Here is a 16,256-nt window from a genome sequence, read left to right on the forward strand (position 1 = left end):
AAATAACAATGAAAAAAGCGGCCAATTGCTTTGACCGCTTTAAAAAACTACTCTGTTGCGCCAAAGCCACGCAAACCAACCACATGAACTTGCTCTTGGTTTCCGGCAATTTTACGCACCAATTTATAGGTTGTGCCTTTTTCAGGGCTGATATTCTCTGGTGCTGCGATAAGTAATTGCATATCCAAACGTTCGCAAAGTTCAAACAAGGTGGAAATGGATTTACCATCTAAACGCGCCGCTTCATCCAAGAATAGTAAACGACATGGCACGATGTCTTTACCGCGAATACGGCGGCTTTCTTCTTCCCAGCTTTGTACAACCATTAATAGGATTGACATACCCGTACCGATCGCTTCACCTGTCGATAATGCGCCACTTTCAGCACGTAACCAGCCATCAGCACCACGAAAGACTTCAACTTCTAACTCGAGGTAATTACGGTAATCTAATAATTCTTCACCGATAGTTTGTGCTGTGCGTTGGCCCATATCAATATGCGGGTTAATGCGTTGATAAAGTTTCGCAATGGCTTCTGAGAAGGTAATACGATTATCACTGAATAAATCTTGATATTCTTCTTGTTTACCAGACAGCGCATCAAGCAACATCGCATGTGTATCTCGAATATTGACCACTAAACGTACTGATTTTACCTGGCCGAAGGCAATATTTTGTAAACCTTGGTTCAACATGCGAATACGATTTTGTTCACGTTGAATGGTTTTACGCATAATATTCGCCACACTTTCAGAACTGATCGCCAATTTTTTCTCACGACCAGTTAATTCTTCTGTTAAGCGATTAAGCTCAATTTCCATTTGCTCAATTGCATCAATCGGATCATCCGTTTTAATAATATCCTGACGAATACGCTCACGAAGATGTTGATAGACAGCAATAAAGAAGCAGACTTTATTTTCCGGTTTACGGCTATCTTCAGAAATACGCAATGCATCGCGGAGATATTCATTATCTGCTACCGCAGTACGTAACGCACCTAAGGCTTTATCCGACATTGAACGTAAATCATCAGCAGATAAATAAGCTAACTCACGACGATTGAGTCGTTTTTCTACATCGGAATTACGAGATAAACGCAGAACCACACACCAGCTGACTTTCGCAGCTACAACCAATTCACGTTGAGTTTTGTAATCACGTTCCGCTTTGCGAATGCGTTTATTTAAGTTCTCCGCTTCGCTTTCAATGAGTGTTAATTGTTTTTCAACATAAGAACGACGTTGACGGCTAGTTGAAAGTTGTTGATACAACTCATCACGGCGATTTCTTGCACGTTCCTCTGCCCCTTCATCAGCACGCACACCTAATTCACCAATCTCAGCAATTAATTCTTTCAACAACTGATTTTTACTGTCATAAGAACTTTGCAATTGGATAAATACTTGATTGTATTGTGCAAATTGGCTTTGTTTTTGACGTAATTGTTCACGTTGAGCATCACGTTGTGACTGCAATTGTTCCAAACGTTGACGAAGTTGCTCATTAAGCTCTGATGTTTCCGCTTGCCCTGCATCTTCATAGCTGAAGTGATTTTTACGTTGCACCACATCCGCTAAAGCAAATACACGTTGCTGTACTTGTTTTTGGCGTTCAACTGCTTGGGTTAAATCGGCTTTTAAGCGTTCATAGTTTTCTGGATCGCTTTGTAAAGTATTGGCAATCGGTTCTAATTGTGACAACGCAACGCCATGTTGACGAATAAAGCTTTCATCTTGTTCTGCAATATCTAGTTGTTCACGGCATTCTTCAATGCGATCAAGTAATTCTTCATCAGCGAGCAAGTTAAGCTGTGGCATTAACTTATTCAACAATTGCATTTTTTCTTTGGCATTATCCAATTTAATGCGAATTTGTTGTTCGGTGCTTGAGAATTGATTGAGCTCACGATCAATTTCATTACGTTCTTGATTGATTTCCGCCATCACCTCTTCTGGGTTTGGTTGGAACGCAAGCGCTAGATGTAAGCCAACAAATTGACTAAAGTGTTCGTGTAAACGTTGACATTTTTGTACATCAAAGGCGATTTGTGCGTATTCTTCCGCAATTTCATCACGTTTAGCTTGTAATTCTTCTAAATGTTTTTCACGTGCAGCACGGCCGAACAATGGAATTTGTGGGAATTTGGAATAACGCAATTCACGATCAGACACTTGCACCACAACGCCCATTTCAAGCTCTTGGGCTGAAAGTACGCTGTCATCAAAGGCATTTGGGTCACCTTCGATTAAATATAAATCGTCTGGACAGTCTTCTAAATTAGCTAATTGTTCGCGTACCGTGTTGAGATCTCGTACAACAATAGCATGACGTGCAGGACCATAAAGTGCCGAGAAATAAGGTGCATCTTCAATTGGTACATCATCATATAATTCAGAAAGCAATACACCGCCAAAGCGTTCTGCAAGCACATTCAAGCGAGCATCTTCAGAACCATCTGGTTGGCTTAAACGAGAAATTTGCTCATCTAATTGTTGACGTTGTTTCTCTAAATTGTCACGTTGAATAGTCAGCTCACGTTCTTTCACCAATTGTGATTGCATAAAATGCATCACATCTTGGCTATGTTCAAATGTTTCACAACTTTGCTCTTGTAAGCGTTCTAAAGCGGCTTGAGCAGTCAACCAAGCCGGTGCTTTACGAGCATTTTCTTCGTAAAGTGCGGTCAAACTTTCACGTTTTTGACGCAAGGTTGAACGGTTTTCTACTTGCTCAGCAAGTTCTTCATTCAAACTTTCAATGAGTTCTTCTTGCTCAGCGTGGTATGCTTCAAGTTCATCAGCGGTTTCTAAAGATAAATCAGCACGTTGATTAAAATCAGCCAATAATTTAACCGCACTTTGTTGTTGAGCATAGCGCTGCTCTAACTCATGTAATTTTGCGCGTAATTGAGGAGTTTGTTGTGCTTGAATTTTTTGTGTTGGATATTCACGCAATAATTCTTTAGCACTTTCCCAAGCACTTGAACGTGGCATATCACCAGCAATTTTACATACCAACTGATAGGCTTTATCGAATTGTGATTTTGCCGCTTCAGAAATAGACATCTTATGTTCTAACTCAAGCACTTGCTCGGTCAGACTTTCTGCATGAGCAGCAAACTCAGCTTGGTAATCTTCCGCATTTTTCACGCTTAAATCGGCTAAACCACATAAGGTTTTCGCTTTTTCAAGCGCGGCAATCGCTTGTTGATATTGCAATGCACGGGTTTGTTGTGCATCTAATGCTTGTTGATAATCTGCAAGTTGCGCACGTACTTGGTCAATTTCAAGTTCAGTTTGCTCAAATTGTGCTTGGCTTTCTTCAAGCTGTTCGGTTGCGGTTTCCACAACCATTTTTTGTTCTTCTAATTTTTCTGTAAGCTCAGCCACATCTTCTTGATAGCGCGATACTTTTTCTTGATGACGTAACGCATTTAATACCAAGTTCAAGTGGTCTGCCGCACTTTGGTGATCTACTTCTAAAGTACGTTCATTTTCTGCCAATTCTGCAGCTTCACGGCTTAAGTCAATTAAGCGATGTTGTGATAATTCTTGCTCAGCTTTTGCTTTATACCAATCACGACGGAAACCTAAAGCCGCTTCGATATTGCCACGACGTTCATTGGCATTACGCATATAATCTGATGCCACATAATTAGTGGTTTCGGTGATTAAATGTTTGAATAAATCACGGTCAGATTGGGTAACTTTAATTGCTTCAAGGGTCATGCGGTTTTCACGTAACGCACTTTCCATATCTTGGAAGGCTTTGCGCACACCAAGGTTTTCTGGCAATAAGTAATCACGTAAAGAACGGGTAATGGCGCTGGAAATACCACCGTATAAAGAAGCTTCGATTAGTTTATAGAATTTGCTACGGTCTGAGGCACTACGTAAGCGTTTTGGAATAATCCCCAAATCAAACATCATGCCGTGATAATCGGTGATGGAATGATATTGTTTAAATTGCGCACCAAGATTTTCAATTTTGTCTTTTAATTCGTTTAAATTGAGTACGCGCGCCTGACGTTCACCGACTGTTTCGGTAAAAAGTGCGGTCGGATTTAAGGATAATTCTACCCCTTGAATCGAGAAGGTTTTTAAATCCACTTTCTTGTCACGACCCGCAATTTGTTGCAGACGCACACCTACGAGAATTCGTTGGTGACGAGAATTGATGGTATCCAATACTGAGTAACAAACGCCCGGACGCAGTTTACCGTGTAAGCCTTTATCACGCGATCCGCCTGTCGAGCCTGCCTCAGTGGTATTACGGAAATGCAATAAGGTTAAGTCTGGAATTAATGCTGTGACAAAACCCGCCATGGTTGTGGATTTACCGGCACCGTTACCACCGGAAAGTGTGGTTACCAATTCATCCAAATCAAAGGTACGGGCGAAGAAACCATTCCAGTTAATTAAGGTGAGTGAACGGAATTTACCACGTTCTACCCCATTATGTTGGTTTAATACAGGAGCAATAAATTCTTCTTCAACCTGTTCGGTTGATTGCTCTGGTTCGTCTTGATAGATTTCATTTTTAAGTTCTAATACATCAGACATTATTCTTGTTCTCCTGCATCATCAAATTCTTCATCAATTTCGACCGCACTTTCTTCATCATCAAGGTCATCAGCATAACTTGCTGCTTTTGCTTGTTTTTCCAATTCGAGGGATTGCGGTGTGGCTGCTTCCCCATCACGAATTAAGCGAGCTTGTGCTTCTAACGGGTCATCACCAGAACGGACTTCAGCCCCAAAACGGAAAACTGATTCTGAAATAGTAAATTTACCGCTATGCTGTTCACCTACGGTATGAATCATGCCTAAACGGCGTAAACGACTAATCGCCGCACGTACTTTTTCAGATAATTTTTGTTTATCTAAATCCGAACCACTAGAACGCTGATTGACGGCTTTCAATAATTTGCCTTCGTCTGCTAAGTTGAGTAATTCGTCATAGACTTCTTGCGTACTGAAGATACCTTGCTGTGCCAAACGCTCTGGACTTAAATACAAATAGCAAAGCACTTTTCCTACCAACATTTCTAATTCAGAAAGCACTGAACGAGCAATTAAGGTCGTTGCTTTCGGACGTAAATAGAAAAAGCCTTCCGGTGCACGAATTAATTCCACGTTGTAACGGCGGTAAAAGCCATCTAACTCATTTTGGAAATCCATCAAAAAAGCATGATTATCTAATTGATCTGTGCTGATATGGCGACCTGAACGCAATAAGCTGTCCACTGCCGGGAAAATAGGATTTGCAATGGCATTTGCCAATTTCGGGGAAATTACATCTTGAATATCTGTCATGGTTAATTTCTCATTTTATAAATTCGTTTTTTTAATAAGCCACGAAATTAATATTTATCAATCACATGCGCTTGTACTTCTGCGCCATAATCGTTAATTTCTTGCCATTGCGGATAAATACCGGCTAAATCATCATTTGCCATACCTAAACGCACTGCTTGATCCACAATAATACGTGCCACATCAAAATGACGAGAAAGTGGATAAGCTTCTAATTGTTCTTTTAAGACTAAACTTAAATCGATTGGACGATTATTCTCACGGTATTGAATTAATAAGCCTTGCATATGTTCGACGATTTGATCATGTAAATCAGCCAAAGATTCATATTGCAACTCTTCAGGTAATTCACCCAATGCATCATCTTCACGTAATACCATTTCTTCATCACGCAGATCGACCAAACGTTCCGCTTGAGCTGTCCATAAGAACCAAGGATGATCGAAATAGCTGTGGATAGAATTACGCAAGCGTTGTGAGAATACTCGGTTTTTATCCATATCAATGGCGGTACGGATAAATTTATGCACGTGACGGTCATAACCAATCCATAAATCGATAGCTTGTTGTCCCCAGCTAATAATACGGTCAAGTTTGGATTGTAAATCGGTAATTAATTGTTCAATAAAATACAGCTCATCGTGACCAATTACACAATCTTGAATACGTAATAATTGAGCCTGTAACTTATCACCTGCGGCATTTAAAGTATCTTGTAACTCACGTAAATTGCCTGAGGTTTCATCTAATAAACGTTCACAGCTAGAAATTGCCGCCTGCCAATCTTTGGTAAGTAAATTGGCAATTTCTTCTTTAATGCTTTGTTGATTTTCATCCATCACGCGTTGTGATAAATCAATACTATCGAAAATCTCTGCCACCGAATATTTTAACGGAGCGAAAACATTTCTGCGCCAAAAGTGTTCATTTTCCCCTTTTGCTGCACCTTCTTCTGCAGCATCGGATGCTCGCTGAATTTCATCGGCCACAATAGAAAGTTGTACGGAAAGACGCAACGCGGAAAATTCACGCTGACGAATATAATAATCTGATACGCCAACGCCTAATGGAGTAAGACGATAAATAGAAAGCCCTTCAGTAAATTCACTGCTGAAACGGTTAAGAAAACGCTGTTTCACCAGTTCATTGATAGCATTATTCGCACGGGTGGCAATCGCATCCGTTGATTGGTCAAAGGCATTGGCTGTATGGCGGAAAATATCCACTAAATCAGCTTCTAGCATCTCACCGTCCAAACGTTCGTTGTTATAAATGGCAATGGCCAATAAAAACACCAAACGCTCTGTCGGCAGATTTAACGAAAATTCCCGCTCTTTCGCCCATGAGACGAGTTCAGGAATGGTTTGTGAGGTTTCGATCATTCGGTTACAAAAGCTTAAAATTGAACAAAAAATTTCTGAGATTATACAGGATTTTTTCTCAATCTTGAAAATCTTCTTGCAAATTGACCGCTCTTTTTAAGTTTAAAATATCCTTAAATTAAACAAGGAAATATATTTTCGTACTTCAACCTTAGAAATGAGCGATATTTAAACAATATTTACAACTCTTTACAATCCTTTACAAAATAAACATGCTATTTACTTTTCTATACAAAAAAACCTATCTATAATCTTGTGTAGGTACGCAATCGTTTACTGAATAGATAAAAATAAGATTTGCAATATCTGGAAAATAAGAGATTAAAAATCATATAGTTAATCCATTCTTCAATGCTACCTATAATTATTAATGTATATTTACACTACTCTAATGAAATTCTTTAATTACACAATGTAATTAAAGAAGAAACTCAAGCGAGGACATATGAAAAATTTTAAATTTAATGCTATCACGGTATTAATTATTGGGGTGAATGTTGCTGTAGCGAATGCTGCTGATGGAAACATTCTGAATATCACGACACAAGACGCTGTAAATGCAAACAAAACAATAGAGGCGACTAACGTTAGAGGTCCTGGACATACAGCTATTGGTCAGCAAAACCAAATCTATTCTATTCCTGCAGCTGAAGCTGAAGAAAGCCAAGGCTCAAGTTCTGCCATCGGTAATCAAAATGTGGTGAAAGGTGAACAAGCAAATGCGATTGGTGATGGAAATGATGCATATGGTCATTTTACTCAAAGCGTTGGTGATGATAATAAAGTTTATGCCGATCATTCTCTTGGATATGGTGCACATAATAAAGTCGGTGCTCAGCGTGTAACAGGTACACCAGAAAAAGATGTTGTTGTAGATAAAAACACAAGTAAAGCAAGCGTATTTGGTTTAAATAATGAAGTCGTTGGCAAAAACATTTTTGTTGCTGGTAATAATAATAAAATTACAGACACATCAACTTCAAATGCAACTGTAATTGGTTTTGGTGCGACTGCAAGTTCAGCTAATGCTACTTCAATTGGTACTGCAGCTAGTGCATTAGCAAACGAAACAGTTGCGATTGGTCAAGCGGCAAAAGCAAGTGGTCAAAACAGTAATGCTTATGGTTCACAAGCGAATGCGAGTGGTACAAGTTCATTGGCTGTAGGTACTGGTTCTGTTGCCTCTGGCGATTCAGCTGTAGCGATTGGTAACGATTCAACTGTTACAGGCGGCTCTGCTGTTGCTATTGGCGCGTCTGCAACATCTACAGGTAAATGGTCTACTGCACTAGGCGATTCAGCTAATGCTAAAGGCGAAAAAAGCGTAGCCTTATCGAAAGACTCTTATGCAAAAGATGATAACTCTGTTGCCTTAGGCTCTGGCACTATTACACGCTCAGCAACACAAGAAAATACTGCAACAGTTAACGGTATTACATATAGTGGTTTTGCAGGTAACACGCCTGTAGCTGTTGTTTCTGTTGGTTCAGACAAAACTGAAACTTACACCCCACCGGATCACTCAACCCCAGGCCGTACAGTAACCATTACGCCACATACACGCCAAATTATTAACGTAGGTGCAGGTGAAATTTCTTCTACATCTACCGATGCAATTAACGGTTCCCAGCTTTATATGGTTGCAGACCAAGTAGGCAAAAACAAAACACGTATTGATAATATTCGTGTGCGTACGTCTGACGTAAAAGTTAAAGCGGGTGACAATATTAATGTACAAGAAGCTTATGATGATGCTAACCAAGTGAAAACTTATACTGTTAGTACAGCAAAAGACATCAAAGCGGATTCTTACACTGTCAATAATTCAAGCGTTCAGATCAATCAGAACGGCATTAATGCAGGTAATAAAAACATCACTAATGTTGAGGATCCAAAAGCACCAACTGATGCGGCAAACAAACGTTATGTTGATAATAAAGTAAATAAAGTTGATCGTAAAACTCGCGCTGGTATTGCTGGCGTTGCAGCAATCGCTTCTGCTCCATCTGCTCGTAAAGATGGTAAGAGCATGGTATCAACTGGGGTTGCTCACCACCGTGGTGAAAGCGCGATTGCAATCAAAGCGTCTCGCAACTCTGACAATGGTCATTGGTCATCGAACGTAAATGGTGCAGCAGATACTCGTGGTCAATGGACTGTAGGTGCTGGCGTAGGTTACGAATGGTAATCTGATTTTAATCTAAAAACAAAGAGCCACAAATTGTGGCTCTTTTTATCTTCTCAAAACTATCAAAAATTTGACCGCACTTATTACAATAGATATCGCCAAACGAATGCGCTAACTAAAATAATCAGCATGATAATAATTTGTATTAAACGTTTTTTGGTTAATTTTTCTGCAGCCATATTGATTTGCTCTTTGATAACTTCTGAAATTGACTATTTAGTGGTAGAATAATTGCGTTAGATCAATTTTACACTATATTTATCGATTTGAGGAATAAATGAAGAATTTCGTTTCAGAAACCAAATCAGGACGCAGAGTTCAATCAGGTGGTTGTGCAATCCATTGTCAAGATTGCAGTATTAGCCAACTTTGTATCCCTTTCACATTGAACGAACATGAGCTCGATCAGCTTGATAATATCATCGAGCGTAAAAAACCCATCCAAAAATCTCAAGTCCTTTTTAAAGCCGGTGATACACTGAATTCCATTTATGCGATTCGTTCTGGAACCATTAAAACTTATACCATTAGCGAAGCCGGTGAAGAACAAATTACCTCTTTCCATTTACCAGGCGATTTAGTAGGCTTTGATGCCATCACGAATATGCAACATCCAAGTTTTGCACAGGCTTTGGAAACTGCCATGGTATGTGAAATTCCATTTGATATCTTAGATGACTTATCTGGAAAAATGCCTAAGCTTCGTCAGCAAATTATGCGTTTGATGAGTAGTGAAATCAAAAGCGATCAAGAAATGATTTTATTACTTTCTAAAATGAATGCTGAAGAACGTTTAGCGGCATTTATTCACAATCTCTCAAAACGTTACTCTGCTCGTGGTTTCTCGGCGAAAGAATTCCGCTTAACCATGACCCGTAGCGATATTGGTAACTATCTTGGTTTAACCGTTGAAACCATCAGTCGTTTACTTGGTCGTTTCCAAAAACTCGGTGTACTCTCTGTTCAAGGTAAATACATTACTATTAATGATATTAATGCATTGATTGATTTAACCGGTGTACATAAAACCAAAATCCAATTAGCAGAATAAATTAAAAGCGTGAGTTTTCACGCTTTTTTAACATTTGAAACAAAAAAACTTGCACGAGATCACTTTTTTGATAATCGGTTCTTGTCATCGTTTAAAATCTTTTCTATCCTATTGATATCTCATATCTTGGAGGTTTTATGAAATTTAATAATATTCTTGTTGTACTCAATCCTGATAACGAAAAACAATATGCTCTAGCTCGTGCCGTTCGTCTTGTTAAAGAACAGCAAAATGAAACAAAGGTAAAAATCACCACCCTTTTGAGTGTTTATGACTTATCGTATGAGATGTCAGCCCTTCTTTCTTCTGAAGAACGCAGTGAAATGCATAAAACAGCCGTTGAACAACAACGTCAAGCCGTACAATTTTATTTAGATAAATATGCTGATCCGGAAATTGAATTTGACTCTCACATTGTATGGAGCAGCAATGAAGCGGATGCAATTCGTGAAGAAGTTGAAAAAAATCAATACGACCTCGTTGTGAAATACACTAAAGATGAAGAAAGTTTCACTTCATTGATTTTCACACCAGTAGATTGGCAATTGTTACGTAAATGTCCAATCCCAGTATTAATGGTGCGTGATGGCGACTGGAAACACCAACGCCGTATTTTAGTCGCTGTTAATGTATCCGGTGAGCAAGAATATCAAGATGAATTCAATCAAGAATTAGTTTCAACAGGCATAAATTTAGCGGAAAACTTAAACCGTGGTAATGTACATTTAGTGGCAGCCTACCCTGTTGCGCCAATTAATATGGCGATTGATTTACCTGAATTTAATACTTCAGGTTATGAAAATGGCATTCGTGGTCAACACCTTATCAATATGAAAGCCTTACGTCAAAAATTTGGTATTGATGAAGATCATACCCATGTACGCGAAGGTTTCCCTGAAGAGGTGATTCCTGAAGTGGCGAAAGAAATTGAAGCTGAATTAGTGATTTTAGGTACAGTGGGAAGAACGGGTTTATCTGCAGCGTTATTAGGTAATACGGCTGAACATGTAATTAGTAAATTAAGCTGCAATTTATTAGCCATTAAACCATCTAAAAAATAAGCCTATTTAGCTTTTTATTTAAAACAAGTGCGGTCAGAAAAACAATCATTTTATTAACCGCACTTTTTTGTTAAAAAAATGTGAAGTTCCTCACAAAATCAACTTTTTCTATTCGTCTCATTATTTCTTTTTCGTTATACTCGTCCGCCCTATCGAAGACTTTCTATAAATTGATTTATTATTAAAAAGGAAAGACAATGAAAAAAACATTAATTGCAGCACTACTTGGCTTCTCTGCGCTCGCGCAAGCCCATGAAGTTTGGGTTGCGACACCAGCACAACTTGCTTCTAATAGCGTTTTAAAAGCTGATTTAGCTTATGGTGACTACCCCTACGTTGAAAAAATTCCTGAAAAACGTCTCGCAATTTTTCCACCGATGGAACTCATCAATCAAGATGGTGAAATGCAAACATTAGTACAAAAAGGTGAAAACTACCAATATCAATCAGAAAAACCGTTAAAAGACGGTTCATATTGGGTAACAGCTACTTATAAACCAACTTTCTGGTCACAAAATAATGAAGGTTGGAAAATGGATAACTTACAAGGCACACCAAATGCATTCTATTGCGAACAAACTCAAATGTTTGGTAAAGCCTTTACCGTAGTGGGCAAAAAACCATTAAATGCAGATATGGCAATGACACGCCTCGGCTTACCACTTGAAATTGTGCCACTCAAAGATCCAAAAACAATTAAAGCGGGCGAAGCTTTCCCTGTTCAGATTTTCTATAAAGACCAACCGCTTGCAGGCGAAACGATTATCGCAACCTCTGATACATTTGTTGTAAAAGATATGGAAGCAGCGACATCTCACCGTGAGCCGCAAGCCTTTTCTGGTAAAACAGACAAAGAAGGTAAAGTTAACTTTATTCCATTAATTGAAGGTGTTTGGAAACTTAAAGTGATTCATAAAGAACCATTTGAAGATCAAAAAGTTTGTCAACATTCAGCGAATTACGCGACGTTAATTCTCCCTGTTGGTAAAGCTAGAGCTAAACTCCCACCAAAACCAGAACATCATCATTAATCATAAAAAAGTGCGGTCAAATTTAACCGCACTTTTTTAATATGTTCTTAACGCTGGAGGTTGGTAATGTTCAATGAAGGTTTCGATTTCTTGAAGATTATTGGAGAATAAAATCTTCTCAAAATCACCTTGAGTAAAGAAGCCTTCTTTCACCATATGGCTAAAAAAGGACTTTAATGAATCAAAATACCCCTTTTCATTAAATAGAATACAAGGATTGTTATTTTTTCCAATTCGCGCCCAAGAAATCACTTCAGCAATCTCTTCTAAAGTGCCAGGTCCACCAGGCAAAGCAATATAAGCATCGCCAAGCTCAATCATTTTATTTTTTCGCTCAGACATGCTTTCAACAACCACGGTCTTGGTCAAATTAGGATGTGAAACTTCTATGTCTTGTAAAAATTGAGGAATAATGCCAATTACCTTGCCTTGATGAGCAAGTACAGTATCTGCAACCACGCCCATTAATCCCAATTTCCCGCCACCATAAACTAAAGTACGTTGGCCATCAGCAATCCATTTTCCTAATTTTTCTGCAGCAGCCTGATAGGCTGAATCATTGCCTAAACTCGCACCGCAATAAACCGTGATATTCATCCTACTTTTTCCGTTCTACCCATTTACCATCAATATAATCCACAATCCATTTTGTGGCTTTGCCATTCTTTTCAGATGTCACATATTGATGTTTTTCTTTACGGCTAAAGCGGATAATGGCTTCATTACCCTCAGGGTCTTTTTGTGGCGCATCCGCTAAATAACGTAATTTTTCCGGTAAACGATCACGATAAAGCGCTAATTCAGCCACTTTTGCTGGTCGTGTTTCACGTGATTTCGGGAAGTTATGTGCTGACATAAACACGCCACTTGCACCATCACGTAATACAAAATACGCATCAGATTTTTCACATTTCAGTTCAGGGAAATGAACGGGCTCTTCTTTTGGTGGTGCAACTTCGCCGTTTTTCAAAATCTTACGGGTGTTATCACAGCTGGTACATCCCATATATTTACCAAAACGACCGAGTTTTAAGTGCATATCAGCACCGCATTTATCACATTCTACAATCGGACCGTCATAGCCTTTAATTTTGAATTGGCCTTGTTCAACCAAATAACCATCACAATTTGGATTATTACCACAAATATGTAATTTACGATGTGGGTCAATGATATAGCTATCCATCGCGGTACCGCATTTCGGACAACGTTTACGATCCATTAAGGCTTTGGTCTCAGAAGCCTCATCTAGCACATTTAATAATTCAGCTTCTGGAATAAGATTAATCGTTGTTTTACAACGCTCTTTTGGTGGTAATGCATAACCAGAACAACCAAGGAAGACACCTGTACTTGCTGTGCGAATCGCCATTTTTCGGCCACAAGTTGGGCAATCAATATCGGTGAGCACAAGGCTATTAGGTTTCATTCCACCTTCTAACTCATCTAATTCAGCCGTAGAAAGTTGGGTAGAGAAATCTTTGAAGAATTGATTTAACTCAGCCTTCCAATTTTTCTCACCGGATGCAATTTGGTCTAGTACGTTTTCCATGTTGGCAGTGAAATCGTAGCTCATCAAATCAGTAAAAGATTGATTTAAGCGATCAGTAACGATTTCGCCCATTTTCTCGGCATAGAAACGGCGATTTTCAATGCGCACATAACCACGCTCTTGAATAGTCGAAATAATTGCCGCATAAGTCGAAGGACGACCAATACCACGTTTCTCCAATTCTTTAACCAATGCTGCTTCAGTAAAACGAGCGGGCGGTTTAGTGAAGTGTTGGCTTGGCGAAACTGTTTTTAGTGCTAATGTTTCGTTTAAACTCACAGCCGGTAAAATTTGGTCTTCTGGATTTTTACCTAATTGTGGCAAGACTTTTGTCCAACCATCAAAGCGTAAAATACGGCCTTTGGCTTTCAATTCATAATCACCAGCCATTACAGTGACGGTTGTGCTGTCATATTGTGCAGCCGGCATTTGGCAGGCTACAAATTGACGCCAGATTAAATCATACAAGCGCACGGCATCTTTATCCATACCACTTAAATGATCCGCGAGCATTTTCACATCAGAAGGACGAATCGCTTCGTGTGCTTCTTGTGCATTTTCTTTGCTCGAATAGAAATTTGGTTTAGCTGGCAAATAATCTTTGCCGAAATGGCTTTCGATATAAGAGCGTGCCATATTTAATGCATCTTGACTCAAGTTGGTAGAGTCAGTACGCATATAAGTGATGTAACCAGCTTCGTATAAACGTTGTGCCAACATCATGGTTTTCTTCACCCCAAAACCCAAACGCGTACTTGCAGTTTGTTGTAAGGTTGAAGTAATAAATGGGGCCCTTGGTTTAGAACCTGTTGGTTTTGTTTCTAAATCTGTGACAACGTAATGTGATTTATTTAAAAAATCAACCGCACTTTGAGCTTCTTTTTCATTTTTCGGCTCAAATTTCTTGCCTTTATATTGCACCACATCCAAACGTAAGTCTTCTTTCTTGCTCGTTTGGGTTAGTGCTTCAATTTCCCAAAACTCTTCCGGTTGGAAGGCTTTAATTTCACGTTCACGCTCTACCACCAATTTCACGGCAACAGATTGTACTCGTCCTGCAGATAAACCACGTGCCACTTTCTTCCATAATAATGGTGACACCATAAAGCCTACCACGCGGTCTAAGAAACGACGGGTTTGCTGAGCATTAACCTGATCCATATTAATGTGGGCAGGATGCTGGAATGCTTTTTCAATTGCTTTCTTCGTAATCTCATTAAATACAACTCGGCTAAAACGACTATCATCGCCACCAATGACTTCACGTAAATGCCACGCGATAGCCTCTCCTTCTCTATCCAAGTCGGTTGCGAGATAAATATGATCGGATTTTTTAGCAAGGGATTTTAATTCGGCTACCACTTTTTCTTTGCCTGGTAGAATTTGGTAATTGGCTTTCCAATCATGATAAGGGTCAATTCCCATACGTTTCACTAAGGCCGCACGGTCTTTTTCTGCTTTAATTTTGTTTTTTTCTTCCGCACTTAATCCTTTAGTGGAAACGGGTTTAGCCTTCTCGCCTGTGCTACTCCCTGCAGTAGGCAAATCACAAATATGCCCTACGCTGGATTTCACCACATACTGGCTACCTAAATATTTATTGATGGTTTTCGCTTTGGCTGGCGACTCCACAATCACTAAAGATTTGCTCATTTGCTTACCTAAAATATAACTAGAATTCTGTAAAATTGGCGATATACTGCAAACTTACGCTGATAAAATCAAGCTTTTTTTCAAAAAGGATTTATAAATGGATAAACTCAATGCAATTTCGGTTTTCTGCAAAGTGATCGAAACGCAAAGTTTTACACAAGCTGCAAACCAACAGAATATTTCTGTGGCAATGGCGAGTAAATTAGTTTCACAATTAGAAGAACATTTAAAAACACGATTATTACAACGTACAACACGAAAAATTGTGCCGACTGAAGCCGGTATGCTTTATTACCAACGTTGCCAAGCCATTCTATTAGATTTAAGCGAGGCTGACTCTAGCATCAGTAATATGACAACGAGCTTACAAGGTAATTTATTAATCTCTGTGCCGCGTGATTTTGGCTTACTTTATATTTCACCTAACTTGCCTAAATTTATTGAGCTTCATCCCAATTTACACGTAGAAATTGAATTTGAAGACAAGCGTGTTGATCTCGTTGCGGAAGGCTATGACTTAGCATTACGTATCGGCTATATGCAAGATAGCTCACTTGTCGCGCGTAAAATTAGCAGCTCCCCTATGCATTTTGTTGCTTCGCCAAGTTATTTAGAGTCGCGAGGCACACCGCTTACACCTGATGATTTAGAATATCACCAAGGTTTACTTTATAAATCATCGTTAAATCAGGTGCATTGGCAATCAACAAAAGCCAATCAAATTCAACGTTATAAAATTCAATCTAAAGTGGTTTCTAATAATGGTATGGCATTGTTAGAAATGACAAAAGCAGGCTTGGGCATCAGCAATTCACCTGGTTTCTTTGTAAAAGAAGCGCTTGCTTCAGGTGAATTAGTTGAAATTTTGTCTGAATATAAACAAAAACCTTTAGATATTTATGTGGTTTACCCAAATCGTCGTCATTTACCGGCTAAAGTTCGCGCATTTATTGAATTTCTAGCGAGTCTCGGTTTGTGTGAGAACAGTCAAATATAAAAACAAGGGCGGATTGACCGCCTT

The 16,256-nt window shown here is 39.1% G+C and carries 10 protein-coding genes; 5 read left to right on the forward strand and 5 right to left on the reverse strand.

Annotated features, from left to right (window positions below; all coding sequences use genetic code 11):
- Positions 1–47 precede the first annotated feature (47 nt).
- The 3 genes from mukB to mukF are packed head-to-tail and all read right to left on the reverse strand — an operon-like array spanning position 48 to position 6,699.
- A complete protein-coding gene (gene mukB, locus HMPREF2750_RS02340; RefSeq protein WP_070582423.1) occupies positions 48–4,565 on the reverse strand; it encodes a chromosome partition protein MukB in 4,518 nt (1,505 codons plus the stop codon).
- A complete protein-coding gene (gene mukE / locus HMPREF2750_RS02345; protein ID WP_070582424.1) occupies positions 4,565–5,317 on the reverse strand; it encodes a chromosome partition protein MukE in 753 nt (250 codons plus the stop codon). The genes mukB and mukE overlap by 1 nt, the downstream gene beginning before the upstream one ends.
- A gap of 47 nt (positions 5,318–5,364) precedes the next feature.
- Positions 5,365–6,699: a chromosome partition protein MukF gene (gene mukF, locus HMPREF2750_RS02350; protein ID WP_049366584.1), complete on the reverse strand. Its 1,335-nt coding sequence runs from the start codon at positions 6,697–6,699 to the stop codon at positions 5,365–5,367.
- 445 nt (positions 6,700–7,144) lie between these two features.
- On the opposite strand from mukF, the gene HMPREF2750_RS02355 reads away from it, so the two are divergent.
- The 4 genes from HMPREF2750_RS02355 to HMPREF2750_RS02370 all read left to right on the forward strand — a co-directional run bounded on the left by HMPREF2750_RS02355 (position 7,145) and on the right by HMPREF2750_RS02370 (position 12,030).
- A complete protein-coding gene (locus tag HMPREF2750_RS02355; RefSeq protein WP_070582425.1) occupies positions 7,145–8,887 on the forward strand; it encodes a YadA-like family protein in 1,743 nt (580 codons plus the stop codon).
- Positions 8,888–9,164: 277 nt separating this feature from the next.
- Positions 9,165–9,938, forward strand: coding sequence for an FNR family transcription factor (locus HMPREF2750_RS02360; RefSeq protein ID WP_014065394.1), 774 nt, complete (start codon positions 9,165–9,167; stop codon positions 9,936–9,938).
- A 137-nt stretch (positions 9,939–10,075) separates the two neighbouring features.
- Entirely contained in the window at positions 10,076–10,999 is a 924-nt protein-coding gene (gene uspE / locus HMPREF2750_RS02365; RefSeq protein ID WP_070582426.1) for a universal stress protein UspE, read from the forward strand.
- Between the two features lie 197 nt (positions 11,000–11,196).
- The gene (locus tag HMPREF2750_RS02370; protein ID WP_054419576.1) at positions 11,197–12,030 is read left to right on the forward strand and encodes a DUF4198 domain-containing protein; all 834 of its coding nucleotides are present in this window, start codon (positions 11,197–11,199) and stop codon (positions 12,028–12,030) included.
- A 36-nt stretch (positions 12,031–12,066) separates the two neighbouring features.
- Here HMPREF2750_RS02370 and HMPREF2750_RS02375 read toward each other — a convergent pair whose 3' ends face one another.
- Both HMPREF2750_RS02375 and topA read right to left on the reverse strand, forming a co-directional pair.
- Positions 12,067–12,627: an LOG family protein gene (locus HMPREF2750_RS02375; protein WP_070582427.1), complete on the reverse strand. Its 561-nt coding sequence runs from the start codon at positions 12,625–12,627 to the stop codon at positions 12,067–12,069.
- Position 12,628: 1 nt separating this feature from the next.
- Entirely contained in the window at positions 12,629–15,235 is a 2,607-nt protein-coding gene (gene topA / locus HMPREF2750_RS02380) for a type I DNA topoisomerase (protein WP_070582428.1), read from the reverse strand.
- A gap of 97 nt (positions 15,236–15,332) precedes the next feature.
- On the opposite strand from topA, the gene HMPREF2750_RS02385 reads away from it, so the two are divergent.
- Complete coding sequence (locus HMPREF2750_RS02385; RefSeq protein ID WP_070582429.1) at positions 15,333–16,232, forward strand: LysR family transcriptional regulator; 900 nt, start codon at positions 15,333–15,335, stop codon at positions 16,230–16,232.
- The last annotated feature ends 24 nt before the right edge of the window (positions 16,233–16,256 follow it).

It is taken from the genome of Haemophilus sp. HMSC066D02, assembly GCF_001810545.1.
Taxonomy (GTDB): Bacteria; Pseudomonadota; Gammaproteobacteria; order Enterobacterales; family Pasteurellaceae; genus Haemophilus_D.

Coding starts and splice junctions, on each gene's coding strand:
- mukB (WP_070582423.1), bottom strand. CDS start 4,565: ATGTCTGATGTATTAGAACTTAAAAATGAAATCTATCAAGACGAACCA.
- mukE (WP_070582424.1), bottom strand. CDS start 5,317: ATGACAGATATTCAAGATGTAATTTCCCCGAAATTGGCAAATGCCATT.
- mukF (WP_049366584.1), bottom strand. CDS start 6,699: ATGATCGAAACCTCACAAACCATTCCTGAACTCGTCTCATGGGCGAAA.
- HMPREF2750_RS02355 (WP_070582425.1), top strand. CDS start 7,145: ATGAAAAATTTTAAATTTAATGCTATCACGGTATTAATTATTGGGGTG.
- HMPREF2750_RS02360 (WP_014065394.1), top strand. CDS start 9,165: ATGAAGAATTTCGTTTCAGAAACCAAATCAGGACGCAGAGTTCAATCA.
- uspE (WP_070582426.1), top strand. CDS start 10,076: ATGAAATTTAATAATATTCTTGTTGTACTCAATCCTGATAACGAAAAA.
- HMPREF2750_RS02370 (WP_054419576.1), top strand. CDS start 11,197: ATGAAAAAAACATTAATTGCAGCACTACTTGGCTTCTCTGCGCTCGCG.
- HMPREF2750_RS02375 (WP_070582427.1), bottom strand. CDS start 12,627: ATGAATATCACGGTTTATTGCGGTGCGAGTTTAGGCAATGATTCAGCC.
- topA (WP_070582428.1), bottom strand. CDS start 15,235: ATGAGCAAATCTTTAGTGATTGTGGAGTCGCCAGCCAAAGCGAAAACC.
- HMPREF2750_RS02385 (WP_070582429.1), top strand. CDS start 15,333: ATGGATAAACTCAATGCAATTTCGGTTTTCTGCAAAGTGATCGAAACG.